The organism is Streptomyces sp. NPDC048001, from assembly GCF_043203115.1.
Taxonomy (GTDB): domain Bacteria; phylum Actinomycetota; class Actinomycetes; order Streptomycetales; family Streptomycetaceae; genus Streptomyces; species Streptomyces sanyensis.
On the sequence record NZ_JBIDBN010000001.1, the window covers coordinates 568,114 to 593,471 of the forward strand.

The 25,358-nt window shown below is 72.9% G+C and carries 20 protein-coding genes; 5 read left to right on the plus strand and 15 right to left on the minus strand.

Going from position 1 to position 25,358, the window contains the following annotated elements; all coding sequences use genetic code 11:
- Nucleotides 1-432 precede the first annotated feature (432 nt).
- The 3 genes from ACGF15_RS02415 to ACGF15_RS02425 all read right to left on the minus strand — a co-directional run bounded on the left by ACGF15_RS02415 (nucleotide 433) and on the right by ACGF15_RS02425 (nucleotide 6,323).
- Entirely contained in the window at nucleotides 433-1,686 is a 1,254-nt protein-coding gene (locus ACGF15_RS02415) for a hypothetical protein (protein ID WP_392796625.1), read from the minus strand.
- Between the two features lie 312 nt (nucleotides 1,687-1,998).
- The gene (locus ACGF15_RS02420; protein ID WP_345608999.1) at nucleotides 1,999-2,349 is read right to left on the minus strand and encodes a hypothetical protein; all 351 of its coding nucleotides are present in this window, start codon (nucleotides 2,347-2,349) and stop codon (nucleotides 1,999-2,001) included.
- 17 nt (nucleotides 2,350-2,366) lie between these two features.
- Nucleotides 2,367-6,323: a polymorphic toxin-type HINT domain-containing protein gene (locus tag ACGF15_RS02425; RefSeq protein ID WP_392796626.1), complete on the minus strand. Its 3,957-nt coding sequence runs from the start codon at nucleotides 6,321-6,323 to the stop codon at nucleotides 2,367-2,369.
- Nucleotides 6,324-6,729: 406 nt separating this feature from the next.
- Here ACGF15_RS02425 and ACGF15_RS02430 point away from each other — a divergent pair, with 406 nt between their 5' ends.
- Nucleotides 6,730-7,368: a hypothetical protein gene (locus tag ACGF15_RS02430; protein WP_392796627.1), complete on the plus strand. Its 639-nt coding sequence runs from the start codon at nucleotides 6,730-6,732 to the stop codon at nucleotides 7,366-7,368.
- Nucleotides 7,369-7,447: 79 nt separating this feature from the next.
- The gene (locus ACGF15_RS02435; protein ID WP_392796628.1) at nucleotides 7,448-9,529 is read left to right on the plus strand and encodes a trypsin-like serine protease; all 2,082 of its coding nucleotides are present in this window, start codon (nucleotides 7,448-7,450) and stop codon (nucleotides 9,527-9,529) included.
- 69 nt (nucleotides 9,530-9,598) lie between these two features.
- On the opposite strand, the gene ACGF15_RS02440 is transcribed toward ACGF15_RS02435, so the two are convergent.
- The 10 genes from ACGF15_RS02440 to ACGF15_RS02485 all read right to left on the minus strand — a co-directional run bounded on the left by ACGF15_RS02440 (nucleotide 9,599) and on the right by ACGF15_RS02485 (nucleotide 19,819).
- On the minus strand, nucleotides 9,599-10,840 hold the full coding sequence (locus ACGF15_RS02440; protein ID WP_392796629.1) for a DUF6545 domain-containing protein: 1,242 nt from the start codon (nucleotides 10,838-10,840) through the stop codon (nucleotides 9,599-9,601).
- Nucleotides 10,840-11,289, minus strand: a complete 450-nt coding sequence (locus ACGF15_RS02445) for a toxin-antitoxin system, toxin component (RefSeq protein ID WP_345609009.1) — start codon at nucleotides 11,287-11,289, stop codon at nucleotides 10,840-10,842. Before ACGF15_RS02445 ends, ACGF15_RS02440 begins: the two co-directional genes overlap by 1 nt.
- A 182-nt stretch (nucleotides 11,290-11,471) precedes the next feature.
- On the minus strand, nucleotides 11,472-12,203 hold the full coding sequence (locus tag ACGF15_RS02450) for a hypothetical protein (RefSeq protein ID WP_392796630.1): 732 nt from the start codon (nucleotides 12,201-12,203) through the stop codon (nucleotides 11,472-11,474).
- Nucleotides 12,204-12,304: 101 nt separating this feature from the next.
- Nucleotides 12,305-13,333, minus strand: coding sequence for a TIGR03842 family LLM class F420-dependent oxidoreductase (locus tag ACGF15_RS02455; RefSeq protein ID WP_345609013.1), 1,029 nt, complete (start codon nucleotides 13,331-13,333; stop codon nucleotides 12,305-12,307).
- Nucleotides 13,334-13,344: 11 nt separating this feature from the next.
- Nucleotides 13,345-14,748, minus strand: a complete 1,404-nt coding sequence (gene hydA / locus ACGF15_RS02460; RefSeq protein WP_345609015.1) for a dihydropyrimidinase — start codon at nucleotides 14,746-14,748, stop codon at nucleotides 13,345-13,347.
- A gap of 51 nt (nucleotides 14,749-14,799) precedes the next feature.
- A complete protein-coding gene (locus ACGF15_RS02465) occupies nucleotides 14,800-16,080 on the minus strand; it encodes an aspartate aminotransferase family protein (protein WP_362607452.1) in 1,281 nt (426 codons plus the stop codon).
- Nucleotides 16,077-16,919 (minus strand): nitrilase-related carbon-nitrogen hydrolase, encoded by an 843-nt coding sequence (locus ACGF15_RS02470; RefSeq protein ID WP_345609019.1) that lies wholly within the window; start codon nucleotides 16,917-16,919, stop codon nucleotides 16,077-16,079. The genes ACGF15_RS02465 and ACGF15_RS02470 overlap by 4 nt, the downstream gene beginning before the upstream one ends.
- A gap of 388 nt (nucleotides 16,920-17,307) precedes the next feature.
- Nucleotides 17,308-19,062, minus strand: coding sequence for a hypothetical protein (locus tag ACGF15_RS02475; RefSeq protein ID WP_392796631.1), 1,755 nt, complete (start codon nucleotides 19,060-19,062; stop codon nucleotides 17,308-17,310).
- Nucleotides 19,063-19,141: 79 nt separating this feature from the next.
- Nucleotides 19,142-19,525: a PPOX class F420-dependent oxidoreductase gene (locus tag ACGF15_RS02480; protein WP_345609023.1), complete on the minus strand. Its 384-nt coding sequence runs from the start codon at nucleotides 19,523-19,525 to the stop codon at nucleotides 19,142-19,144.
- Between the two features lie 39 nt (nucleotides 19,526-19,564).
- Nucleotides 19,565-19,819, minus strand: a complete 255-nt coding sequence (locus ACGF15_RS02485) for a helix-turn-helix domain-containing protein (protein WP_392796632.1) — start codon at nucleotides 19,817-19,819, stop codon at nucleotides 19,565-19,567.
- 86 nt (nucleotides 19,820-19,905) lie between these two features.
- Here ACGF15_RS02485 and map point away from each other — a divergent pair, with 86 nt between their 5' ends.
- Nucleotides 19,906-20,673 (plus strand): type I methionyl aminopeptidase, encoded by a 768-nt coding sequence (gene map / locus ACGF15_RS02490; RefSeq protein ID WP_362607458.1) that lies wholly within the window; start codon nucleotides 19,906-19,908, stop codon nucleotides 20,671-20,673.
- A 96-nt stretch (nucleotides 20,674-20,769) separates the two neighbouring features.
- Here map and ACGF15_RS02495 read toward each other — a convergent pair whose 3' ends face one another.
- On the minus strand, nucleotides 20,770-22,332 hold the full coding sequence (locus ACGF15_RS02495) for a M28 family peptidase (protein WP_392796633.1): 1,563 nt from the start codon (nucleotides 22,330-22,332) through the stop codon (nucleotides 20,770-20,772).
- A gap of 293 nt (nucleotides 22,333-22,625) precedes the next feature.
- Nucleotides 22,626-23,234, minus strand: coding sequence for a TetR/AcrR family transcriptional regulator (locus tag ACGF15_RS02500; protein ID WP_345609029.1), 609 nt, complete (start codon nucleotides 23,232-23,234; stop codon nucleotides 22,626-22,628).
- A 449-nt stretch (nucleotides 23,235-23,683) separates the two neighbouring features.
- Between ACGF15_RS02500 and ACGF15_RS02505 the strand changes: the two genes are divergently transcribed.
- On the plus strand, nucleotides 23,684-24,604 hold the full coding sequence (locus ACGF15_RS02505) for an NAD(P)/FAD-dependent oxidoreductase (protein WP_345609031.1): 921 nt from the start codon (nucleotides 23,684-23,686) through the stop codon (nucleotides 24,602-24,604).
- Between the two features lie 29 nt (nucleotides 24,605-24,633).
- Nucleotides 24,634-25,266: a hypothetical protein gene (locus ACGF15_RS02510; RefSeq protein ID WP_392796634.1), complete on the plus strand. Its 633-nt coding sequence runs from the start codon at nucleotides 24,634-24,636 to the stop codon at nucleotides 25,264-25,266.
- Nucleotides 25,267-25,358: the final 92 nt, after the last annotated feature.

Below are 25,358 nucleotides of genomic sequence, written 5' to 3' on the forward strand. Positions count from 1 at the left end.
CCCAGGCTCCGCTCACGACAGCATCTGGTACGGAACCACCACCAAAGGCCACTTCCAGACCGGCTCCATCGAGGTCAAGGGCACCTACACACCCGTCCCCTGAAGGCACCTGACGTCGGATCGTCCCGGTTCGGGGATCACGGTCGGGTGAGAGGCCGCCGTGATCGGTCCGATGCCGTGTGGGCCCTCGTCCGGCCGTTGCCGCCCCGGTCCGAGCGGGGCCGCAGTGGCCGGACGACGGGACGGTCCTCGGCAGAAGCATGTGGAGGTTCCGGACCGGGACGGCTTGGTGACGTGCCCGAGCGGTACGGCTCCTGGGCACGCAATGACGGGCGCAAAGCACCACTGACACCCTTCCTGCGAAGAGGCCACCACCACCGCAGTCGACGACCACCCGCCGTCCGCCGCATGAACAACCCTGCGGGGCAGGCCCTATGGCCGGCCGGCCTCCCCCAGGCAGTGCAGAGCCTCGCGGAAGTCGTCGAGCGCGGGCCCGAAATCGCGGGCGGCGGCGCGGAAGGCCGATCGGTCGATCAGGGTCCGGGCGAGGGTTCGCGTTCCCTCTGCCGGGTCGTGCCGGGACAGCCGTCGGGCCAGGTCCACCCCGTCGTCGAACAGCGGGCGCACCCGGTCCGCGAACAGATGGGTGCGGTGCTGCCAGTAGACGGCGGAGCGGATCGTGAGGACCCGGTGCAGACGGACCAGATCGGCCAGATGACGGTCCGGATCCTCGGCAGCCCGCGCGGCGAGGGTGTCGGCCTCCTCGCGGAGGGCATGACGGCTGTCGAAGTAGCGCTGCCTGGCCTCCGGTGACCAGTCCAGGAGGGCCACTCCCGCAGGCGGACGCGGCCCCTCGGACGGAGGCCGATCACTCTCGGCTCCGGAGAGGGTCAGCAGCGCCGCCCAGAACGCCGTCTGACGGCCGCTGCAGGAATGCCGCCCGCCGGTATCGGCCAGCTCCGTCAGCGCGGCGCGTGCCTCCTGCCGTACGAGGGCGGCCTGCTCCCCCCGGCCGTGCAGGTCGAGCATCCGCGCGTGTCCGATCAGCACATGGAGACGGCAGGCCGTCCGGCCGGGGTCGTTCGCGGCCCCGGCGGCTTCCGTGTCGACGACCACCCGGAACCCGGCGAGCGCTTCACCGGACCGGCCCGCATCCTGGAGAGCGGCGATCCACGCCAGGTGCGACGAGGGGAGCGCACCGCTGCCGTATCCCTCGGGCCGGACCGCTCCGACCAGCTCCGTCAGGGCGTCGGCGGCCTCGGCATAGCGGCCTTCCTCGGAAAGCCCCGTGGCCCAGCCGTACAGCCCTGCGACCACGGGCTTTCCGGACCGTTCGGCCTGTGCACGGCCGATGGCGAGCATCTCGGCGCGGGTGGCGAGCCCTTCGGCACGTCGCCCCGCGCCGTACAGCTCCCTCTGGTACGTGTCGAGGGCCCCGTACAGCACGTCCGCACGGGCCGGGTCGGCCGGGTCCATGGACCGCGCCGCGGCCACCGCCTCCTCGCCGAGGGCGAGGGAAGCCGCATGCCTCCTGCCGGTCGCGGTGTCGTAGGTCAGTCCCTGCAGCGCCCTGGCCAGGAGGGGCAGGTAGGAGGCGGGGCTGACCCGGGCGAGCACCCGGTAGGCGTCGACCTCCTCGCGCGGCGTACGGCGCCCCGACGCGAGCAGCACGTTCCGCGCTCGCATGATGTCGTCCTGATCGAATGTGCCCGCATGCTTCATGACGGGGATTCTGGGTTCCCGGGAGAGGGCTGGACAAGGCCGGCTCCCTGTGCTGTTCCTCCTACGCGAACGCCCTCTGAGCTGTCATGATGGGTGTGACGTCCTCCCTCCGGCTTTGCGGACGGCTTCCTCGACATCGGGCGGGCGACGTGCCAAACCCTCATCGATCATGCCGTCCATCAGACCACTCCCGGCCGACAGTCCCCACCGAGATGGGTGACGGCCGGCTGAACGAGGCACGGAAGCCCCGCCGGCGGGACCGGCGGGGCTCCAGCGTCACTCGCTTCGCGGCTTCTCGGATGCGTCATCCGACGAGCCGACATCAAGATACTGCCGGTACATCAGGCGCGAAAGCGCCGCATACGCATGCAGGTTGCGGGCGGATACCCGGACCTCGGGACTTCCTTCAGCAATCATCCTCTCCGCCCGGAGCAGGAGTCCGTCCAGGTAGGAGAAGACGTCGACTTTCGGAGGGTCGAAAGTCCCGTAGTCGACCAGGTTCGTCACGGACAGCAGGAATTCGTCGGATACCAGCAGGTCCATTCGGAGATCCCGGGTTTGCTCGTCCACCCCCTGCGGAGGGCGGACGAGCTGTCGCCACAGGCTGTAGGAATCCATGAATTCCATTCCCGGTGCACCTCTCCCTAGGGTCTGTCGTTGTCGTTGTACCAGAAGCTGACGAGCTTCCGGTTCTTGATGATACCTCCGGGCCCCTTCCCGCCCGGAGTCCGATACCGGGCGCCCTGCGTCCCATCTGCCAGTTCGATCAGATCCGAGTCCAAATGCTGCCTGGCCGGATTCGATTCAAGCCATGCCTGCGCGTCCGCTTGATATTCTTGTTCTGTTTTCCCGAACGCCTTGGCGTGCTTCTTGTAGTGCTCCGTGAAGCTGTCGGCGAGGGTCTTGTTCGGAGACATCCAAACGGCCTCGAGGGCCTCTTGGCATGGCGTCCAGTTGTGAACGAGGACCGGAGTCCTACCTGCCAGCACGTAATACGTGTGCAGGTCGTTCACCGTCAGGTCGTACGCCGGCCGGCGCTTCTTCCAGTGGACGACCTCGGCAATCCGGGCGGCACCGCCGACCGGGGTGCGCAGGGTGTCGCCGACGTTGAGAGACGCCGCGTCGGTCCACTGTCGACGGTTCTGGGCCCAGAACGGGTGGTGGTCGGTTGCCGTGAGGGAACCGCCGCCGGCGGCGGAATCAAGAGTGATTCCGGTGAAATCGATGTCATCGGGGGTATGGATCGTCCTCTCGACGCGGCGTGTTCCGGACTTCCCTGTGACGGGATCGGTCGCCAGGACGACGTCGCCGACTCTGACACGTTCGATGGGGCGGGAGGTTCCGTCCCCCATCAGCACCGGCGTGCCGGCGGGGAAGCTGTGCTTCTTGCCGGGACAGCGCACCGCGCTGTCAATCTTCTTTTCGAAGCGCTTCAGCTTTTCCCAGAGCGATTCAGCTTTGCTGTACCACTTCTTCCCCTTGGGAATGTAGGCACCCCAGCCGAGGAACGGGATGGCCGCAGCGCAGGACCACGCCGCATCGGTGAACTTGCTCGAGTCGCCGAACGCGACTCCCTCCAGGCCATAAAGAAGGCAGTTGTAGCCGTCGAAGAACTCTCCCAGGCCGGGGATCCCGCCGGCCAGGTCAGCCCCGGCGTGGATCAACTCCCCCTTCAGACGCATTTTGTCCGTGTACGAGAGGTTCAGATACCAGATCAGGGTCTGCTTGGCGGCTTCTCCGGCGTAGTCGACGCCGTATTCCATGCCCTCCACGAACAGCTGCCCGTAGGACTGGTACTTCTCCAGGGCCTTGTTCCACCAGGTCTGCTCGTTCGCCCGCGCCTTTTCGACGAGGTACGCGTCGAGGTGCCGCTGGTAGGTGGCGGCTGCGGCGTTTGCGTCGGCTCCGGCGTTGATGGAGGACTGACGTGCGGCCTCGGCCCCGGCGTAGGCCTCGGCGGCATAGCCGCGGGCCAGCTCGGCGCTGGCTTCGGCCCAGGCCGCAGAGGCGTTGGCGCTGTTCGCACTGGCACGGGCCTGCCGCTGGGCGTTGCGGGCGGTGGCCGCGTGTTCGGCCGCCTTCTTCGCGGAGGCTTCGGCCTGCTTGGCGGATTCGTCGGCCTGGGTGGCGAAGCCGGCAGCCTGGGCGGCGTAGACCTGGGCCTGCTGGGCGTACGCGGTCGCCTCGTTGCCCGCGTCCAGCGCGGTCGCGGCGTTCTTCTGGGCCTCGGCCGCCCGCTGCTGGGCGCCGGCCGCCACCTGTGCCGAGCCGGCGATGATGTTCTGGATCTGCGCGACGTGGCCGGAGTTGATCTGATCCCGGCGTGCCGCCTTGTACTGGCCATTCTCCACGAAGGTGTGCAGGCCCGGGGCGGGACCCTCGATGGCGATGTCGGCGTAGGCCTTCACCTCCGGCCCGGCGTTCTCCGCCAGGCCGGCCACGATCGCCTGGTCGTCGCTGTGGCGGGCGGTGTGCTGACCGGTGGTGAGGAAGTCCAGCAGGGGCTGGTAGCCGGTGCCGTTGAGGGCGGCGTCAGCGGCCTTCTTGACGGCCGGGCCCCCGGCATTGCCGATGCGGGCGACCTCGACCCGGTAGTCGGGGGCGGCCACCTTGTGCTGACCGTCCACCAGGAAGGCGTGGATCTGCGCCGCATCGCCGCTCAGCGCGGTGGTGGCGGCGGTGCTCACCGCGTCGTACGGCGAGTCGCCGGCCAGCTTGAGGACGTGGTCACGCTCGTCCCGCTGCTCCGCCGCACGCCAGCCGTTGCGGGCGTACTCCACCACCACGGCGTCCGGGGCACCGAGGACGCTTTCCGCAGCGGCCCGGCTCCACGGGCCCTGGGTCTGGAGGGCGGCCAGGGCCATCTTCCGGCCCGACATGGCGATCTGGGCGGGGTCGGCCGAGGGCTGTGCGGCGTCCTGGGCGAGGCGGGCGAAGTCGGCCTGGAGCTTCTCGGCGTCCGCCTTGGCCTTCTTCTCGTCGGCCAAGGTCTTGTCGTACGCGGCCTTCATGTCCTTGGCCTGGTTGATGCCGGTGGCCTTGCGGGCGGCGAGTTCCTCGGCCTCGGCCTTGCGGGCCTGGTCGTGGATCTCCTTGGCCTTGCCCACGGCTGCCATGGCCTCGTTCGCCCGCTGGAGGGCCGCGTCGGCGTGGGCCTTGGCCTCCTCGGCCGCCGCCCTGGACCCGGCCGCGTGCTCGCCGGCCTTCATGGCGGCATCGGCGGCGTTGCGTGCGTGCCTGGCGGCCGAGCGGGCCGCGTCGCGTGCCTCGCGGGCGGCGCGTGCCGCGTCGGCCGCGTGCGCGGCGGCCCGGTTCGCGGCGCGGGTGGCCTCCGCCGCATGGCGGCGGGCGGTGGCTGCGGCCTCGCGGGCCTCTGCGGCGGAACCGCCGGCTTCCTCGTTGTACCGGCCGGCTTCCTCCGCGGCGGCGGCTGCGCCGTCCGCGTTCACGATCGAGGATGCGGCGGCCTTCGCGGACGCGGCGGCGGCGTCGCCGGAGATCGCTGCCCGGTCCGCGGCGGTCGCGGCGGCGTCGGCGGCGTCGGCGGCCTGCCGGGCATGGGCGGCGAGCGCCTCGTCGCGCTTGCCCGCTGCCGCGAAGGTGAGCACCTTCGCCGCGGCGTTGGCGGCCCCGGACGCGGCCCGGGCGGCGGCCGTGGCGGCTGCGGCGGCGACCTGGGCCGCGGAGTTCGCGGAGCGTGCGGCGGAGATCGCCGCCTGCGCGGCCTGGGCGGCACGCCGGGTGGACTCCGCAGCGCGGCGGGCGGCGTCGGCGGCCTTGGCGGCGTCCTTCTCGGCCGCGCGTGCCTCGTCCCTGGCCCGCTCAGTTTCCTTCCTGGCCAGCAGGGACAGGGCGATGGCCTTGTCGGCGGATTCCTTGGCGGCCTTGCTCTCCCGCTCCGCCGCGTCGCCGGCGTCCTTGGCCTGCTGGGCGAGTTCGCTGACGGAGGCGTGTTCCTGGTCCTGCGCCCGGGCCACGTGCTGGCCGAAGGCGAGGAACTCGCGGACGTCCTCGATCGAGCCGTTGAGCGCCGCGGTGGCGGCGGCGCGGACCTTGGGCCCGCCGGCCGTTTCGAGCTGCGCCACGCGGACCCGTGCGTCGGAGTCGCGCTTCTTGTACTGACCCTCGCTCAGGAAGGTCCGTACCGCTTCGATGTCGGAGTTCAGTGCGGCATCGGCGGCCTCCTTCAGAGTCCTGCCGCCGGCCTCGCCGATCCGGGCCGCCTCGACCCGCTGGTCCTGGTCCAGAGGCGCCTTCCAGCCCTCCTTCAGGAAGGCGTCCAGCTGCTCCGGGGTGCCCGCCAGCGCCTGTTCGGCCGCCTTACGTACCGCCGGTCCGGCTTCTGCGACGACCTGGAGCGCCGCCTCGCGGTCGTCGAGGTTCTCCGCGATGGCGCGGCCCTTGTCGAGGAAGGCGCGGATGTCCGCGTCCGAGCCCGTCAGGGCGGCCCCGGCGGCGGACTTCATCGCCAGACCGCCGGACTTCCAGAAGGCGACGGTCTTCTCCCGGTCACTGACCGGTGTCTCCTCGGCTGCGGCCACCGGTGCCCCGGACACCAGGGTCGACAGGAGGGCCAGCGGGAGCAGGCCGCCTATCAGCAAGCGCGAAGCACCAGGTCTCCTCCCCACCCTGCCGTGTGGTCGGCCTGTTGTGTGACGCACGGATCTCCCCCTCTGTGTGCCGGAACCGCCGGGACCGGCGTGCATGAAGCCCAGCCGAACTGGGCGTGAACTGACGGACCGCCAGATGGAGACGCCCCGGGCCGCCGACGGGAACTGCACTGCCCGTCGCAGGGTTGCGCGCCCGACGGACGACGCGCGGACACGGCCGGCCATGGCCCGTGCCCGGGCATGGGGGTCTCCCGACCTGTGAGGACCCTATGAAGGAACCCGAGGGATTTCAACTGCCGTTGACATCAAGCAAACGTCAGTTGATAAGCGGGCGCTGAGCCGTTACCGTCTCCCCTCGGAAGACCACGAGCACAGGAATCCGGGGGGAGGCCACACTGTGAGTGCCAGGCCGTTTCCCGAGCCGATCGACACGCTCAGGCGCATCCTTGACCTGATCGGGCGGGCGGGGCTCGACCGCGGAGATGTGCTGAGGGTCGAGGGCGAGGGCGGTCTCGCCTTCGCATCGGGCCCTGCCGTGGCCGAAGTGGAGGCGTTGCTCCGCGGAGACCGGCCGAACACGCACACAGGCCGCGGTGATCAGGTCGTCGAACGGATCCGACTCCTGCGCAGGACCCGGCTCAAGGCGGCCGAGGACGGCGGCAGGCGCACCTACCCCCTGGCGGAGATCGCTGCGAGTGCGGGAACGAGCGCGCAGCGGCTCGACAGGGTGCTCAAGGCCGGCAGGGCCCCGAACCTCGACCACGAGGCCGAGATCGCCGGGCTCTTCGGCGAGGGCATCGAGTTCCTGACGGACCCTCCGGCAAAGGCCCTGCACCGGGTGTTGCAGCAGATCCACACGGACCTGCTGGTCCGGCTGCTGGAGGACTCCGGCACGGCCGGAGTCCCGGCCCCGGCCCCGGGCTGCGACATGGACACCGTCGCCTGCCAGGCCGCGCGTGCGCTCGCAGACGTGCCCGAGGACACCGCCCAGCCCCTCGTCCCGCTCATCGAATCGGTCGTCGGGCTGCCTCGGTAGCGCCTCGCACGGCGGCCCTCCCGCATCCTCCAGCCGTCCGGCACGAGCCGGACGGCCCCTCAACACGAAAGTGATGTTCATGGCACTGCGCACACGCCGGTGGCTGCCGGCAGCCACCGCGACCGCGGCGGTCCTCGTAGGGGCCGCGACACCCCTGGCCTCGGCCGCCGGTGAGCCGGCCGCCAACGCCGACGCCCCGTTCGTCTTCGAGGACGGCACCTACCCGAACAGCGCCGAGGTCCTGGCCGAAACCGGCGCGAAGCTGATCAGCGGTGACGGCGGCATCACCTACACCTCCTGCGACGGCCCCTACCAGATCAAGGTGTGGGCCCGCGATCTGAAGCTGCCCGAGGAGCGGATGTGCTTCGCCGCCCCGCAGGACACCGGTCACCTCACGGTCTCCATCCCGGGCGCGTACCGGATCCAGACCTACAAGCGGTCGGTGAAGGCCAGCATCTCCGTCAGGAACGAGACCCAGAGCCTGGACATCCCCGACAGCAGCAGCAAGGGCTTCGGCGAAGCGGGCGCAGACCCGTCCGCCGCCGTCCTGCTGGAGCTTCGGGTCACCGGCAGCTCCGCTGCCCGCGGGGCCGGACAGCCCGTCGACACCGCCGGGCTCGCCTTCAACACCAAGCTGACCATCGGCGACGGCAAGCGCTCCTGCTCCGGTGCGCTCGTCGACCCGTACTGGGTCCTGACCGCCAAGAGCTGCTTCGCCGAGGACCCCGCCAAGAGCAACACCGTGGCCGCGGGCGCGCCGAAGGACAAGACCACCGCCGTGGTCGGCAAGTCCCTGCTGATCACCAGCGGCGGCCACTCCAGCGACATCGCCGAGCTGGTCCCGCACGCCGACCGTGACCTGGTCATGGCCCGTCTCGCGCAGCCCGCCGATGACATCACCCCCGTCCCGCTGGCGGCCACCGCGCCCGCCACGGGGCAGGAACTGACCGTCGCCGGCTTCGGCCGTACCAGGACCGAGTGGGTCCCCGCCACCCGCCATGCGGCCGTGTTCACCGCGGGCAACGTGACCGCGACCGGCTTCGACCTCGCCGCCAGGACCCCGGCCGACGCCACCGTCTGTGCCGGCGACGCCGGCGGTCCCGCGTTCCGCACGGAGGGCGGCAAGCCCGCCCTCGTCGGCATCACCAGCCTCGGCTGGCAGGGTGGCTGCCTCGGCACCCCCGCCACCGAGACCCGCTCCGGGGCGTTCAGTACCCGGGTCAACGACCTCCACGGCTGGTTCCAGCGCGTCCGCGCCCAGTCCCCGGGGTGGAAGACCCAGGCCCTCGTGCAGTCCGGCACCACCCTCTACCAGGGCGTCCGGGTGAACGACGGTTCCTGGACCGGCTTCGAGGACATCCAGACCCAGGGCTCCGGCAACATCGGCGGCATCCGCAGCTCCGCTGTCGTCGGCATGAACGGCGACACCCACGTCCTCGCCGTCAGCAACAACGGCGGGCTGTTCCACACGACCCGCAAGCAGGACGGCACCTGGGGCACCTGGGGCGACGTCTTCAGTGTGGCCAACTCCCTCGGCAGCCTCACCAGCGTCACCGCGACCAACAACGGATGGGATCTCCACGTCGTCGCCGTCGCCGACGGCAAGGCGTTCCACACCATCCGCAACGCGAGCGGCCACTGGACGCCCTTCCGGGACATCACCTCCGGCAAGGTCGGCAACGTGACGGCCGCGGCCACCGCCGTCGTCCGGGGCGAGCTCCAGGTCACCACCGTCAGCGGTGGCAAGGCCTACCACACCATCCGCCAGGCCAGCGGCAACTGGCTCGCCTGGGGCGACGTCGCCGACGCCGCCGGCCCGACCGGCCCCATCACCGCCATCAGCACGGTCGGCTCCGGGGACCAGACCCACGTGGTCATCGCGACCGACAACGGCGCCCGCCAGTACCACGCCATCCGCAACTTCAGCGGCCACTGGGAGCCGCTGGCCGAGATCAAGGGCATCCTCGGCACCGTCACCGCGAAGTCCGTCGCCACGGCCCACGTCGCCGGCGAGGTCCAGGTGGCCGTCACCACCGCCGACAACAAGGTCCTCCACACCACCCGCCGCGCCGACCGCACCTGGACCACCACCACGGCCGTCCCGGTGAGCCTGCCCGGAGCCCCCGGCCACCTGGCCATGACCGGCACCTGGAACGGCTGACACCGGAGCCGGACGGCCACTGGCCGCCACGATCCGCCGGTGAGGGCACCCCACGGGGGTGGCGTGCCCTCACCGGCATTCGAAGGAGCCCCCGGGGGCGGCGATCCGCCGTCGGCCGGGGGCCACGGCCAGCGCCCGGGAGACCGACACCAGGAGGTCACGGTCCGCCGCCTCCGCCGAGCACACGGCGGCCAGCGCAAGAGAGCCCTGCTCCGGCGCGGGCGGCACGGTACGGGCCCGGGCCTCCGCCGCCGTGAACATGGCGGCGAGGCCGGCGGCCACCGCCTCGCGCTCCGCCGCCCCGCTCTCCTTCGCCTGCCGGTAGGCCGCCTCACGCACCTCGTCCGTGCAGTGGACGCACAGGGCGAGCATCCAGTCGTGGATGGTGGTCATCCGGTAGAGCAGGACCTGCTCCGGTCCGGCGTACCACGGCGGTGGGAGGAACATCCTGCTGCCGGGGGTCAGCCCGGAGACGCTGACCAGACGCCACAGGGGCCGCAGTGCCCTGATGCCGAGCAGCGGGTGCCACACGCGGTCGATCAGCGCGGGTCCGTACGCCGGTACGAGGAGCCCGACGCCGATCATCATCCCGCTGGCCGAGATGAAGGGCGACAGGCTCTCGTTGAGCGCGTCCCAGTCCCGGCCGGCCCAGCGGGCCGCGATGGCGGTCAACTTGAACGAGCCGAAGACGATGTTGGCCAGGGCCGCGATCACCAGCACGAGCAGCCCGATCTGCAAGGACCGGTCGCCTGCCGTCCTGGTCTCCTGCCCCGCCGTCCGTCTGCCGATGTCGAGCAGCCAGCTCCAGCAGACGACGGTGGTGGCCACCCCGGCCGCGACGTACCCGAGCAGGTACAGCACGAGCATGGCGCTGATGAACGGGGTGGTGGCGTAGTACGTGTCGAAGTCCCGCGGGCGTTCCACCGGGACCTCGCCCAGCGCGAAGAGTCCCACCAGGGCCGTGATCACCACGCAGCAGCCGGCCTTCCACACCCGTACGCGTCGGCGCGTACGGGCGCAGTCCACCGACTCCGCGCGCCAGTAGTCCAGCAGCACCAGGGACGCGCACGCATAGACGGTCAGGATGCAGTGGACGAGGAGGGCCGAGAGGTTGCTGATGCCGGTGAGCCGGTTGACGGCGGTGATGGTCGGCGGGGAGGAGAGGACGAAGCCCGCGCAGGGCAGGAGCAGCAGGGCGTTCACCGTCCGGACCGTCGCGCTGCGCCACCCGCGGACCAGAGCCGGCAGCTTCACCAGCAGGGCCGCGCCCAGCACGGCGGCGGGCAGGTAGTAGTCGGCGCCTTCGTGCATCACCGGCCCCCCAGGGACTCCCAGATGCGCCCGGCCCGTGCGTCGGGGGGCGTGCTGCTGCGCGTGCCGAGCAGGAACGGCCGGAACTTCGCCCCCAGCAGCCGGCCGAACCGCTCCGCCCGCCGTTCCTCGGCGAGGTCGTAGTCGGTGCGCGCCGCAACATGGGCGACCGCATCGCCCTCGGCCTCCTTGCGGTGCCACAGCTCGTGGCCCAGGATCACCATCTGATGGACCGACAGGGTGTTCTTCTCCACCGCGATCACTTCGTGGTCGCCCAGGTCGAGCCAGAGCCCGCTGACCGTGCCCGGAGGGAACGGCTCGAGCACGAGACGGACCTCACGCCCGCTGCTCTCCGAGACGTAGGCGCAGACCGCGTACAGCAGTTCGTGCGGTTCCGGTGCGAGCGGGCGCATCACCCCGGCGAACAGTTCGTCCCGATGACGCTTCATTTCACGGGATAGGCAAACCGCGTCCCACATGTCTTCCCCCGGACGCCTGGCCGGCCCCCCGCTCGTCGTTCCCCCGAACAGGCGCACGGCGCTCTGTCAGTCGTGCGCCCGCGACAGTAGCCATTTGTGGCGGCGGAGGCAACTGCGGCCCGCCACCGGCATCGTCCCTGGCCAGAGGCCCTTTAGCGGCTCTCCCGGGCGCGCTCCTCGCGCGAGCGCCGGGCAATGGACTCGATGAGGGCGATGATGGGCTGTGCGGTGTCGTCCGGGACGTCGGCGAAGGCACGGGCGGCGTAGCCGACGATGCCGAGATCGGAACCGGTGGGTGCGCCGGAACCGACAGAACCCACGGACGCGAGGGCGTCGGCGTTCCTGAGGCGCTCGATGTGCTCCTCCTGGCGCGCCACGGTCCGCTCCAGCAGGTCCTTGTGGATCCGCTGGAGCACCCGGTCCAGGGCCTCGGCCGGCTCGGCGACCAGGAATTCGATGCTCTCTCCGAAGAAGTCGGCTATCCCGGCCGCGTGATCGAGGTTCGGGGCCTTCCCCGTCTTGATCATCTTGTCGAGCCACTGCGCGCTCGTCCCCGCACCCGCCGCGATGTCCGCCAGCGAGTACGCACGCCGCTGGCCGTCGGAGGTGGTCCGCAGCCGGGTACGGCGCAGGAAGACGATCCGGGCGACCACCCGGCGGTGGCGCTCTTCCACCGGGTCCGCCGCCCCGCCGCCGTCGCCCAGCGGCAGCCGCTGACCGCGCAGCAGTGCCTGTACGTCTTCCACGGGCAGCCCGGAGGCGTACGACAGGCCGCCCTCGCCCTCCACCCGGAGCGGGTCCTCGCCTTCGAGCCCGGCGCGCTCCAGCAGGGACCTGATGCGCCCGGCGGTCCTGACGGGATCCGCGGCGGACCTCTCGCTCATTCCTGCTCCCCCGCTCCATGCCGGTGACTGGGCCGATGACGAATCAGAGCGTCACACACTATCGACTTCGGCTCGGCATCAGCAACCAGGGATGAAGGACATCAGCCTGCATTGACCCCGTTGACGGCCGGGATGATCTCCGCCCCGTAGGCGTCGATCGTCGCCTCCTTCGCGTCGTGCATGTCGTAGACGGCGAACTGGTCGACGCCCAGCGCCCGCAGGGCCTGGAGCTTCTCGATGTGCGCCGCGGCGGGACCGAGGAGGCAGAAGCGGTCGACGATCTCGTCGGGGACGAAGTCGGTGGACGGGTTTCCCGCACGGCCGTGGTGGCTGTAGTCGTAGCCCTCGCGCTCCTTGACGTAGGCCGTCAGCTCCTCCGGTACCGCCTCGGAGTGCTCGCCGTAGCGGGAGACGAGGTCGGCGACGTGGTTGCCGACCATGCCGCCGAACCAGCGGCACTGCTCCCGGGCGTGGGCGAGGGCCTCCGGGGAGTCGTCGGCGGTGACGTAGGCGGGGGCCGCGACGCAGACGGTGACCGAGGCCGGGTCGCGGCCGGCCTCGGCGGCGGCCCGCCGGACCGCCTTGACCATCCACTCGGTCAGGAAGGGGTCGGCGAGCTGGAGGATGAAGCCGTCGGCCTTCTGCCCGGCGAGGGCGAGGGCCCTGGGGCCGTAGGCCGCCATCCAGACCGGCAGCCGGCCGCCGCGGACCCACGGCAGGCGCAGCGTCCTGCCGTCGACCTCCGCCTCCCGCCCCTCGGCGAGGTCGCGTATCACGCCCATGGCCTCGCCGAGCCGGGCCAGGGTGTCGGGCTTGCGGCCCGCGACCCGCATCGCGGAGTCGCCCCGCCCGATCCCGCACACCGTGCGGTTGCCGTACATCTCGTTCAGCGTGGCGAAGGTGGAGGCGGTCACCTCCCAGGTGCGCGTTCCGGGGTTGGTCACCATGGGGCCGACATGGAGCGTGGTGGTGTGCTCCAGGATGCGGCTGTAGATGACGAACGGCTCCTGCCACAGCACGGCCGAGTCGAAGGTCCAGCCGTAGCGGAAGCCGTTGCGCTCCGCTCGGCGCATGAGTCCGACCACCTCGGAGGCGGGCGGGTCGGTCTGGAGGACGAGTCCGAAGTCCACGCGGGAGCCTCCTAGTCGAGGTACTGGCAGGTCGAGCGGGGTGTGTAGACGCCGTGTCCGGCCCGGCCGGTGTAGGTGCGGTTCTCGATCACCGTCTCCCCCCGGGAGAGGACGGTCTCGACGCGTCCGGTGACGGTGCGTCCCTCGTAGGCCGAGTAGTCCACGTTCATGTGGTGGGTCGCGGCCGAGAGGGTCTGGGTGGCGTGCGGGTCGTAGACGACGATGTCGGCGTCCGAACCGGGGGCGATGGTGCCCTTCTTCGGATAGAGGCCGAACATCCGCGCGGGGGTGGCGCAGGCGATCTCGATCCAGCGGCGGCGGGAGATGTGCCCGTCGACCACGGCCTGGTGGAGGAGGTCCATCCGGTTCTCCACCCCGGGCAGCCCGTTGGGGATCTTGGAGAAGTCGCCGCGGCCGAGGTCCTTCTGGCCGGTGAAGCAGAAGGGGCAGTGGTCGGTGGAGACCACCTGGAGGTCGTTGGTGCGCAGCCCCCGCCACAGGGCGGCCTGGTGCTCCCTGGGACGCAGCGGGGTGGAGCAGACGTACTTGGCGCCCTCGAAGTCCGGCTCGGCGAGGTTGTCGGTGGACAGGAACAGGTACTGGGGGCAGGTCTCGCCGAAGACGGGCAGCCCCTTGTCGCGGGCGGCCGCGAGCTCGGCGACGGCCTCCTCGGCGGAGACGTGCACCACGTAGAGCGGGGCGCCTGCCACCCGGGCCAGCTGGATGGCGCGGTGGGTGGCCTCGGCCTCCAGCAGCACCTTGCGGACCTCGCCGTGGTGGCGGGGGTCGGTCTCCCCGCGGGCCAGGGCCTGTTCGACCAGGACGTCGATGGCGATGCCGTTCTCGGCGTGCATCATGATCAGCCCGCCGTTGGCGGAGGAGCGCTGCATGGCGCGCAGGATCTGCCCGTCGTCGCTGTAGAAGACGCCGGGGTAGGCCATGAACAGCTTGAAGCTGGTGACGCCCTCCTCGACGAGGTGGTCCATCTCCTTCAGCGAGGAGGCGTCGACGTCGGAGAGGATCATGTGGAAGGCGTAGTCGACGGCGCAGTTGCCGTCGGCCTTGGCGTACCAGGCGTCCAGCCCCTCGCGCAGGGGGCGGCCGACGGTCTGGACGGCGAAGTCGACGATGGTGGTGGTGCCGCCCCAGGCCGCTGCGCGGGTGCCGGTCTCGAAGGTGTCGGAGGCGAAGGTGCCCCCGAAGGGCAGCTCCATGTGGGTGTGCGCGTCGACGCCGCCCGGGATGACGTACCGGCCCGTGGCGTCGATGACGCGGTCGGCGGTCCAGGACTCGGCGGCGGGGGTGCCGTGCGCGGCGAGTGCCGCGACGCGGCCGTCCTCCACCAGGACGTCGGCGTGGATCTCGTCGGCGGCGGTGACGACGAGCCCGCCGCGGATCAGGGTGCGGGTGCTCATGGGCGGTCCCTTGCTGGTCGTCGGTCCCTCAACGGGTCCGCGGGTCTCGGGTCACAGGCTGCGCAGGGCCCCTTCGAGCACGGCGGCGCCCTCCTCGGCCTCGGCGACGGTGAGCGACAGGGGCGGGGCGATGCGCAGCACGCTGGTGCTGTGCCCGCCGCCCTTGCCGATCAGCAGGCCGTGCTCCCGGGCGTGCTCCAGGACCCGGGCCGCGGCCCCGGGGTCGGCCTCGTCGGTGCCGGGCCGCACCAGTTCGACGCCGATCATCAGTCCGCGGCCCCGGACCTCGCGTACCGCGGCGACCTGGGCGCCGATGGCCCGCAGCCGCTCGATCAGCAGCCCGCCGACCCGGCGGGCGTTGCCCTGGAGGTCGTGTTCCAGCAGGTGGGCGAGGTTGGCGTTGGCGGCGGCCATGGTGAGAGGGGAGCCGCCGAAGGTGGAGATGGAGTTGGCGTCCAGGCTGTTCATCACCTCGGCGCGGGCGACGACCCCGCCGACGGACATCCCGTTGCCGATGCCCTTGGCGAAGGTGAGCAGGTCCGGCGGGCCGTTCCGGTCGTGGGCCTGCCAGCCCCAGAAGTGGTCCCCGGTGCGCCCCCAGCCGGTCTGCACCTCGTCGGAGATCCACAGGATGTCGTGGCGCTGCAGGACCTCGCGGAAGGCCGCGTAGAGCCCGTCGGGGGGCGCGGTGAACCCTCCGACGCCCTGGACCGGTTCCGCGATGAGGGCGGCGGGCGCGCGGGTGTGGCCGAGCAGGTCCTCCAGGTCCGCGACGCAGGCCGCGGTGAAGTCGGCGTCGGACAGGTGGGCGTAGGGGCCGCGGGTGCGGACACCGCCGTGCACGTAGAGCGTCTGGAGCGGGGACAGGCTGGTCGGGGACCAGGCGCTGTTGCCGGTGACGGAGACCGTCGAGAAGGAGCGCCCGTGGTAGCTGTTGCGCATCGCGAGGATCTGGTTGGAGCCGCGGTGCGCCGTGGCGAGGAGCAGGGCGGTGTCGTTGGCCTCGGTGCCGGAGGTGGTGAAGAAGACCCGGGCGTCGGGGATGCCGGAGAGGGAGGCGATGCGCTCGGCGAGTTCGACCATCGGCCGGTTCAGGTAGAGCGTCGAGGAGTGGATGATCCGCCCCGCCTGCTCGGCGACGGCCTTGGTGACCTCGGGCAGGGCGTGGGCGGTCATGGTGGTGAGGATGCCGCCGAAGAAGTCGAGGTAGCGGTTGCCGTCCGCGTCCCAGACATGGCGGCCCTCGCCGTGGGTGATCTCGATCGGGCGGTCGTAGTAGAGGGCGAGCCACTCGGGCAGGACGGCGCGGTGGCGCGCGTGGAGGTCGTTCACGGCCGGACCAGCCCCTCGTAGGCGTCGGGGCGCCGGTCGCGGTAGAAGGCCCACTGCCGGCGCACGGTCTCGATCAGGTCGAAGTCCAGGTCGCGGACGAGGAGTTCCTCCTCCTTGTCGCTGGCGAGGTCGCCGACGAAGCGGCCCCGGGGGTCGACGAAGTAGCTGGTGCCGTAGAAGTCGTTGTCGCCGTACTCCTCGGTGCCGACGCGGTTGATGGCGGCGATGAAGTACTCGTTGGCGACGGCCGCCGCGGGCTGCTCCAGCTGCCAGAGGTAGGCGGAGAGGCCGCGGTGGGTGGCGGAGGGGTTGTAGACCAGCTGGGCTCCGCCGAGGCCGAGTTGGCGCCAGCCCTCGGGGAAGTGGCGGTCGTAGCAGATGTACACGCCGACCTTGCCGACGGCGGTGTCGAAGACCGGCCAGCCCGCGTTGCCGGGGCGGAAGTAGAACTTCTCCCAGAACCCCTTGACCTGCGGGATGTGGTGCTTGCGGTACTTGCCGAGGTAGCTGCCGTCGGCGTCGATCACGGCGGCGGTGTTGTAGTAGAAGCCGGCGTCCTCGACCTCGAAGACCGGGACCACGATCACCATGCCGGTCTCGCGGGCGAGGTCCTGCATCCGGCGCACGGTCGGGCCGTCGGGCACCGGCTCGGCCCACCGGTAGTGCTCCGGGTCCTGCACCTGGCAGAAGTAGGGGGCGTTGAACACCTCCTGGAACCCGATCACCTTGGCGCCCTGGCGGGCCGCCTCACGGGCGTGCTCCTCATGCTTGGCGATCATGGACTCGGTGTCGCCGGTCCAGGTCGCCTGGACGAGGGCGGCGCGTACGACATGGGCCATGAGCTGCTCCTTCGACGGGACGCCAGAGAGCCTCTACGCACGTAGATGCGATGCGCAGATGGAGAACGTAAGCCACCTCACACGGCGGGGCAAGACCATCGCCGTCAACCCGCCGAGTCGATCATGTTTCATCAGCGCGCGGTCGATTGCGGCAGTATGTCCGATCAACGAGGCCGCCGCCGGTCCGAAGCGGTCGCCCGGCGGCGCGGAGTGACCGGCGGCGCGGGGTGGCCGATGCCGCGGAGCGGCCGGCGGCGCGGGGTGGCCGATGCCGCGGAGCGGCCGGCGGTGCAGGGGAGCCGATGCCGTGGAGCGGCCGGATCCAGCGCCCGGGAGCGGCTCCTTCTCGGACAGCGCGCCGGTTCTCCGGACAGCCCGCCGAGGGCCCTCAGCCCGCCAGGTGGCCCGCGACCCGCAGGGCGTGGACGAGGTCCCGCTCGCGGGAGGCGGAGACGGCCCGGGCCGCGTGGAGCAGCCGCGGCACCAGTCTGCCGGGGTCCCGTCCGGCGACCGCCGCGGCCTCCGCGGCGCTGCGGACCTCGACGTAGACGGCGAGCAGGGCGTCCGCGCGCACGCCCTGCCCGCGGTCCTCCAGCGCCACCGCCGCCTCGGCGATCTCGGCGGCCGGGCGGGCCACGCCCTGGCGCAGGAGCTGCCGGGCGTCCTCGCCGCGCCCCGAGGCGTCCAGGAACTCGGCGGCAGCCGCGACCCGGTCGGCGGGCTGGGAGGCCACCTCCCACAGCAGCGTGGAACGGTCGGCGGCGAGTCCGGCGCGGTCCAGCGCGGCGGCGAGCGGGGGCAGCCAGTCCACGGGGCGGGCCGCGGCCTCGCAGAGCACCACGTGCGCCTCGCCGCTGCGCCCCTCGGAGCGCAGCCGCCTCAGGGCGGCGGCGGTCTCCAGGGCGGCGGCAGCGGCCCCCTCGGGCACGGGCGGCGGGGCGGGTTCCGGCTGCGCCGCATCGGCAGCGGCGCCGCCGAAGCGTGCCCCGCGGGGCGAGTCGGCCGCACCCGGGAGCACCGGGACGGGGAGGACCGGCAGTGCGGGGGCCCCGGCCGTGTCGTCCTCGACCCCCGCGAACCGTGCGCCGCCCCGGCGGCGCCCGCTCCGGTGCCCGCGGGGGCGGCGCGCCGGGGCGTCGGCGGGCGGCGCGGAGGCGGCAGGTGGCGGGGAGGCAGGTGGCGGGGCGTCGGCGGGCGGCGCGGAGGCGGCAGGGTCGGCGGAGGCGGGCGGGCCCTGGGAGGCGGCCGGGTCCGGCCCGGCGGCGGGGCCGGGACCACCGGCGGGGAACGGTGCGGCGCCCGGTTCCCGGGAGGCGGCGCCCTCCTGGACCCGCCCGCCGGAGGCCCCCGTCCGCCCGGGCCGGGAGGGGGCGGACGCCCGCGGGGGCCCGCCGGGGGACCGCGGCGCGGGCACCCGGGGGGCCTGCGCGCCGCCGAACCACTCGGCACCGGGAGGGGCCGCCTCCGGTGGACACGGGCCGGGCGGGGCGGCAGGCGCGGCATCCGCGGCGGCGGTCGCCGCCCGCGGCGCCGCCTCGGGCAGCCCGCCGGGGAGCGGACCGGTTCCGCCCGGGGCCCCGGGCGGAGCACCGTGGCCGGCCGGCCCCGCCGGACGGCCGCGGGCCTCCACGCCCTCCGCGTTCACCCGCGCCAGCCGCGCGGAGAGTTCGGCGATGCGCGCCATGGCCCGGGCGTGGTCGTCACGGGTCCACGCCAGCTCGTGGGAGAGCCGCTCCGCCTCGGGGCCCCGCTCCGGTACACCGGCCAGGAGCCTCAGCAGCTCCTCGGCGCGCCCCTTGGCATGGAGTTCCTCGCGGAGCATCAGCTCCAGCCGCTCCTGGAGCGCCCCGGCCCCGCCCGGCAGCCGGTCGTGGGCGGCGGCCGCGGCGGTGTGGAGGGCGCGGGCCCGCGCGGACTCGCGTCCCGCGTAGACGGCCCCCGCTGCCGCCGCCAGGTCGTGCAGAAGGGACTCGACCACGTCCCAGGGCGGTATCTCGGTTCCGTCCAGGCAGGCGCGCAGGCCGTCGGGGTCCCGTCGGCGGAAGATCGCGTACCAGCCGTCCGTGCGGTCGATCCGGCCGGTGAGGTCCGCCAGGTATCGTGCGAACACCCCGGCCTCGACCGGCAGTTGATGCACCGTCATCGCCATCCTGCCCGTTGGTGAGGTCCAACCGGGAGGCCATTCGACCGCAGTCGTGTTACGGCGCTGCTACACAGCGTTTTCAGAAGGTGACCGCGATGCCCGTATGGGGCCGCTTTCCGAGGCGGACGACGGTTGCCGGCCAGTCGATGGCCCAGAACTGCCAGGTGTACTTCCGGGCGAGCAGCTTGCGTACGGCGCGGGTGCCGGCCTCGTCGAGCAGGCGGCCCGTCCCCTCGGCGCTCACCGCGCCCTCGGCGACGTTGCCGCGCGCATCGCACACGGTGACCACCACACGGCTGTCGTTGCGCAGCCGCTTGACCTTCCAGGAGTCGGTGCGCGTCCACACGAAGAGCTCGCCGCCCTCGACGGCGAACCAGACGGGGGTCGCCACGGGCGTCCCGTCCCTGCGGTGGGTGGTGAGGCTGACGTAGCGGGCCCCGGCGAAGCTGTCTGCTGCGTTCATGCCCGCCGACACTACGCCCCGGGGACGCCCGGTGCGCCGTCAGCCCGCCGGAACCAGGGCGCAGTGCACCACCAGCGTGTCCAGGGAGAGCCCGAGCGCGCCGGCGAGGGCCGCGACGGTGAAGAAGGCCGGCGTGGGGGCGCGTCCCGTCTCGATCTTGCGCAGGGTCTCGGCGGAGATCCCGGCCGCGGCGGCCACCTCCGCCATGCTGCGACCGGCTCGCGCCTCCCGCAGCAGGCGGCCGAGCCGCTCGCCGCGTTCGCGCTCTTCGGGGGTGAGGGGGGTGCGGACCATGCCGTTATTCTAATCCCACCCCGGCCCCGCCCCTCCAATCCCCCCAAGCGGTATTCTCATACCGGTCGACCGGTATAGTAATTGGCATGATCGAGCTCAAGACGGATGCATCCCTCGACGCGATGCGCGCATCGGGCCGCGTGGTGGCCCACGCACTGGCGGCCGCCCGGGCGGCCGCAGCCCCCGGAGTGACCCTGTGGGAACTGGACCGCGCCGCGCGGAAGGTCCTCGACGAGGCCGGGGCCGGCTCGCCCTTCCTCGGCTACCACCCCGACTGGGCGCCGGTCCCCTTCCCCGCCGTGGTCTGCACCTCCGTCAACGACGCCGTGGTGCACGGCATCCCGACGGACGAGAAGCTGGGCGACGGCGACGTGGTGAGCGTCGACTGCGGCGCCCTGCTCCACGGGTGGGCGGGGGACGCCGCCGTCACCTTCACCGTCGGCCGCCCGCGCCCCGCCGACACCCGGCTGATCCGCACGGCGGAGGACGCACTGGCCGCGGGCATCGCGGCGGCGGTGGTCGGCAACCGGATCGGGGACATCGCCCACGCCGTGGGGCGGGTGTGCCGCGAGGCGGGCTACGGCCTCCCGGACGGCCTCGGCGGCCACGGCATCGGGCGCCGCATGCACGAGGACCCGGGCGTCCCCAACGAGGGGCGCCCGGGTCGCGGGGTGCGCCTGCGGCACGGCATGGTGCTCGCGATCGAGCCGATGGTGCTCGCGGGCGGTCGCGACGGCCACTACACCGCGCGCGACGGCTGGACGGTGCGCACCGGCGACGGAAGCCGGGCCGCCCACGCCGAGCACACGGTGGCGATCACCGAGGACGGACCGCGGATCCTGACGCTTCCCTAGACGGTGCCGGACACGGCCTGGTGGCGCGGGGGCGCCGCGGCGTGGTTCCCGGCGCGGGTCCGGGCCGGTGAAGCCCGCGGCGCCGCCGTGTCCGCGCTACCCGGCGGCCCCCGGGCCGTGCGCGCTCCGGGAGGCGTCCGCGGCGCCCGCCGCGCCCCGGGGGGCGGCGGACGGGGCGGGCTCCCCGAGCGCACCCAGGTCGTGGGCGTAGGTGCCCACCGCGTTGGCGATGACGTCGGTATGGACGTCGAGTGCCCGCATGCTGATGTTCCCGAGGGTGTCGCCCGGCCCGTGGTAGTCGGCGTGGAAGGCGACTCCGGCCGTGCCCCCGAACAGGGCCGCCTCGGCTTCGGTCTTGATCGCCTCCGCCCCGGCGAAGGTACCGCCCGCCGGGATGCCCGCGAGGAGGAAGGCGGTGTAGTCGGAGCGGCTCACGAACGGGGTGCCCGCGTGCGGCAGGCCCCGCCGGTCGAGGAAGGAGGCGATGTCCCGTTCCAGTTGGGCCGACCCCTCGGGCACGGGCGTCGTGTTGGCGCCGTCGGAGCCGTCGCCGTCGAAGACGAACAGCCCGTAGTTCGGCGAGGCGATGGTGCTGAAGTCGAGGTAGAGCCGGACCTCCTGCCGCTGCCGCGGCGTGAGGGCGCCGACATGGTGGTTGGAGCCCACGAGGCCGAACTCCTCGGCCGACCACCAGGCGAAGCGCACCTTGTTGCGGGGGCGGTTCTCCTTCTGCGCGAACTTCAGGGCCACGTCGAGCAGGGCCGCGGACCCGGATCCGTTGTCGTTGATCCCGGGGCCCGCCTTCACCGAGTCCAGATGCGCGCCGAGCATGACCGTGCGGGCGGCGTCGCCGCGGGGGGTCTCGGCCAGCACGTTGCGGGTGAGGCGCTTCTCCTGGAGCTGCCGGATCTCGAAGCGGAGGGCCACCGGCCCCCGGGCGGCCTCGGCGGCGAGCCGCTCGCCGTCGGCCAGGGAGATCCCGCCGGTGGGGATCCTGGCGGCGGACGGGTCGCTCAGGGTTCCCGACAGGGGGCCGTAGCCGGTGTCGATGTTGTTGTAGATCACGGCGCCGATCGCGCCCGCGTCGGCGGCCCGCTGCTGCTTGGTGGCGAAGGCGCAGCCCCCGCGCTTGACCAGCGCGATCCGTCCGGTGAACGCGCCCTCGGCGTAGTCCCCGGGTTCGCACCCGGTGGTGCCGTCGGCGTCCACGGGGACGGCGGCGAGCTCGGCGGTGACCCCGCCGACGGGGGTGGACGTCGTGTAGGTCATGGCCTTGATCTCGACGTCCTGCGGTGCGGGCGCGACGGTGGCGAGGCGCTCGGCCAGGGTCTCGGTGTAGATGAACTCGAAGCTCTGGTAGGAGACCCGGTACCCGGCCTTCTTCAGACGGCTGTAGACGTAGGCGGCGGAGGCGTCGTGGCCCAGCGATCCGGCGACGCGGTGGCCACCGGTGGAGTCGGCTATCGCCTGTAAGCGCTCCAGGTGCCGGTGCGCACCCTCCGCGGAGGCGGCCCCGACGAGCGCCCTGGACAGCCGGGCCGCGTCCCCGCCGGCCCCGTCCCGGTGGGCGGAGGCGGAGGGCGCGGAGGCCAGCAGGAGCGGGGTGGCGAGGGCGGCGGCGGCCAGGGTGGCCACGGCTCTTCGGCTGCGTATGGGCACAGCGATCCTTCCCGGTGCGAACGATGGTGACCGGAAACTAGCGATCCACCCGTCGCACTGGGAACACATGAGCCACAACTCAGCGCCTATATCGCACCGTTGTCATCTTCTCGCAGTACGTGACCATGGCGCATTCCGCTTTGGGGACCCCGCTCCGCGGGCAGATCGCGCCTGACCGCGGGGCTCCTCCACCAGGCCGGAACGGACGGCTCCCTTCCGTCCTGGCGCGATCCCCACCGACCGTTCCGGGCCACCTGCGGGGGATCGAACCGGCCTTCCGGTCGCCACCCGGCTCAGTGCGGTCGCTCCGGCGGGCGGGCGGCGACGACGCGGCGGAAGAGGGCCTGCACGGCGGCGGTGACGTCGCCGTCGGTCCGGGTGTGGTGGCAGGGGCCGGTGTAGCCGTGGGTGAGGAAGTCGGCGGTGAGTTCGGGGTCGGGGACGTCGAACTCGCCCGCCTCGCGGCCCTGCACGAGGAGGGTGACGAGCAGCTCGCGGGCAGCGGTCAGCGGCTCCTCCGCGCCCGCACCGCCGGGTTCGTGGAAGAGCTGGTGGTAGAGCTCGTGGTGGTCCTGCTCGGCGGCGATCCAGGCGGCGACGAGTCCGTCGAGGCGTTCGGTCCAGGTCAGGCCCGGCTGCTCCAGGAGTGCGGCGGGCCGCTGGAGCATGCGGTCCCACATCTGGGCCCGGAGGGCGGCCAGGAGCGCCTGCTTGGAGTCGAAGTAGAGGTAGACCGTGCCCTTGGCGACCCCGGCGCGGGCGGCGACCCTGCTGATCGTCAGGGCCTCGTAGCCGTCGGCCAGGAGCAGGGCCGCCGTGGCGTCGAGGATCTGGCGGCGCCGTACGTCCGGGGGCTGGAAGCGGCCGATGGGCTGGGCGGGGGCGGACTGGTCCGCGGGCACGGTCCCTCCTGCGGCGTCGGATGACTGACCGGCGGTCGGTCGGTCGGGGGCTCCCAGGGTGCCATGCGCCCGGCGGGCGGGGCGGGGGCCGCGCGACCTCCCCCCGGAGCGCCGCATCCGGTGGCGGCACCCCCCGCGCACGGCGGCCACGAGGGCGCCGCCGACGCCGCGCCCCGGGTCCACGGCGCCGCCCGGGCGCCATGCGCCCGGTGGGCGCGGACCTCCGCTGCGGGGCCGGCGGCGGCCCTCCCCCGGCGATACGGGCGCCGCACACCCGGATCCGGACGCGCGGTGCCCCCGGGTCCACAGCCCCGCGGGGCGCCGGGGCGGCGACCGCTGCATATGTCGCGGCTCACACCCCCGGGGGAATGCGGGCGAGCGAATGACCGTTGGTCAGTAGTATGACCACCGGTCATTCGATGTACGCCACATCCCCTCGGAGGCACCTCGTGAACCCCGCACCCCGGTACGACACCGTGATCGTCGGCGGCGGGCCCGCCGGTCTGACCGCCGCCCTGGCCCTGACCCGCTACCGCCGCCGCACCCTCGTCGTCGAGTCCCCCGCCCCGCCCCGCAACGCCGCCTCCCGGGGAGTCCACGGCCTGATCGGCCTGGAAGGCGCCACCCCCGACGAGCTGCGCACCCGCGCCTGGGAGGAGCTGGACCGCTACGGACTGGCCCGGCGGCTCGACGCCACGGTCGGCGAGATCGTCCCGCTGGGCGGCGACGGCTTCACCGTGCGCGCGGACGACGGGACCACCGCCCGCGCCCGCACCGTGATCCTGGCGACCGGCATGGTCGACAGGTACCCGGACGTGGAGGGCTTCGCCGCGTGCTGGGGCCGCACGGTGATCCACTGCCCGTTCTGCGTGGGTGAGGAGAACGCCGACCGCACCTGGGCCCTGGTCTCCGACGAACCGGGCCACCTCGGCATGGCGGCCACCGCCTTCCGCGCCTGGACCGGCGACGCCATCGCCCTGGCCCCGCCCGCGCTGCCCGGCGCCGAGGCGCTGCGCCGGGACCTGCGCGCGCGGGGCAGCGACCTCGTCCAGGGCGAGATCACCCGTCTGCACCACACCGACGGCGACCTGCACACGGTGGAGCTGGCCGACGGGACCCTCCTGAAGCGCCAGACCCTGCTGTGGCCCCTGCCTCAGCGGCAGGTGCCGCTCGTCGAGCGCCTTGCCGCGGAGCACGGCCTGGCCCTGAGCGACGGGCGGGTGACCGTGGACGGCGACCGCCGGACCTCCGTCCCCGGCCTCTACGCCGCCGGCGACCTGACGGGCAGGACCTGGGAGCAGGGAGCCGTCCCCGCCGTCACCGCCGGAAGCACCGCCGCCGACGCCATCCACTTCGCCCACCTGGCCTGACGGCCCCGACACCGCCACCGGAGCCCTCCGTGACCGAGCAGGACTTCACCGCCTACGGCGACCGCATCGGCGACCGCACCACCCTCTACCGGGCCGTCGCCTCCCACACCGGAGCGCGCCGCGTCCTCTACCCCGGCAGCTACCTCGACCTCGCCCCCTCCTCCGTCTGGCCCGACGTCACCTACCTCGACGCCGACCACCGCGCCCGCAGGGCCTTCCAGGGCCCCGGCGCCACCGCGCTCGCCACCCGGCACAAGGAGTACGCGGGACAGCCCCGCATCACGTTCGTGCCCGGCGACTACACCCGCACCCTCGCGGAACTGCCCGAGACCACATGGGATCTGGTGATCTCCCTGTACGCGGGGCCCGTCTCCGAACACGCCACCCGCTGCCTGCGCCCGGGAGGCTGGCTCCTGGCCAACAACAGCCACGCCGACGCCGGGCTCGCCCACCTCGACCCCCGCTACCGGCTCGCCGCCGTGCTCCGGCACCGCGCGGGCCGCCACCACCTCACCACCGACGGCCTCGACCGCTACCTGCAGCCCGAACGCCCGCCCCACCCCAGCCGGGAACAGCTCCACGCCACAGGCAGAGGCGCCGCCTACACCCACCCGGCCGCCGCCTACCTCTTCCGCCTCGGCCCCCACACGCGCGAGGGGTGACCGGGCCGCGCAAACGGTGACCGGGCGGCGGAGCCGCCCCCGGTCCGCGCGAACGGTGGGCGCGGCCACGGGACGCGGGGGCCCGCCACCCC

Excerpts from the sequence above, each read along its gene's own strand:
- ACGF15_RS02435 (WP_392796628.1), top strand. The coding sequence starts at position 7,448 with ATGGCACTGCGCACACGCCGGTGGCTGCCGGCAGCCACCGCGACCGCG.
- ACGF15_RS02485 (WP_392796632.1), bottom strand. The coding sequence starts at position 19,819 with ATGGTCCGCACCCCCCTCACCCCCGAAGAGCGCGAACGCGGCGAGCGG.
- hydA (WP_345609015.1), bottom strand. The coding sequence starts at position 14,748 with ATGAGCACCCGCACCCTGATCCGCGGCGGGCTCGTCGTCACCGCCGCC.
- ACGF15_RS02420 (WP_345608999.1), bottom strand. The coding sequence starts at position 2,349 with ATGGAATTCATGGATTCCTACAGCCTGTGGCGACAGCTCGTCCGCCCT.
- ACGF15_RS02470 (WP_345609019.1), bottom strand. The coding sequence starts at position 16,919 with ATGGCCCATGTCGTACGCGCCGCCCTCGTCCAGGCGACCTGGACCGGC.
- ACGF15_RS02415 (WP_392796625.1), bottom strand. The coding sequence starts at position 1,686 with ATGCGAGCGCGGAACGTGCTGCTCGCGTCGGGGCGCCGTACGCCGCGC.
- ACGF15_RS02445 (WP_345609009.1), bottom strand. The coding sequence starts at position 11,289 with ATGAAGCGTCATCGGGACGAACTGTTCGCCGGGGTGATGCGCCCGCTC.
- map (WP_362607458.1), top strand. The coding sequence starts at position 19,906 with ATGATCGAGCTCAAGACGGATGCATCCCTCGACGCGATGCGCGCATCG.
- ACGF15_RS02480 (WP_345609023.1), bottom strand. The coding sequence starts at position 19,525 with ATGAACGCAGCAGACAGCTTCGCCGGGGCCCGCTACGTCAGCCTCACC.
- ACGF15_RS02450 (WP_392796630.1), bottom strand. The coding sequence starts at position 12,203 with ATGAGCGAGAGGTCCGCCGCGGATCCCGTCAGGACCGCCGGGCGCATC.
- ACGF15_RS02440 (WP_392796629.1), bottom strand. The coding sequence starts at position 10,840 with ATGCACGAAGGCGCCGACTACTACCTGCCCGCCGCCGTGCTGGGCGCG.
- ACGF15_RS02475 (WP_392796631.1), bottom strand. The coding sequence starts at position 19,062 with ATGACGGTGCATCAACTGCCGGTCGAGGCCGGGGTGTTCGCACGATAC.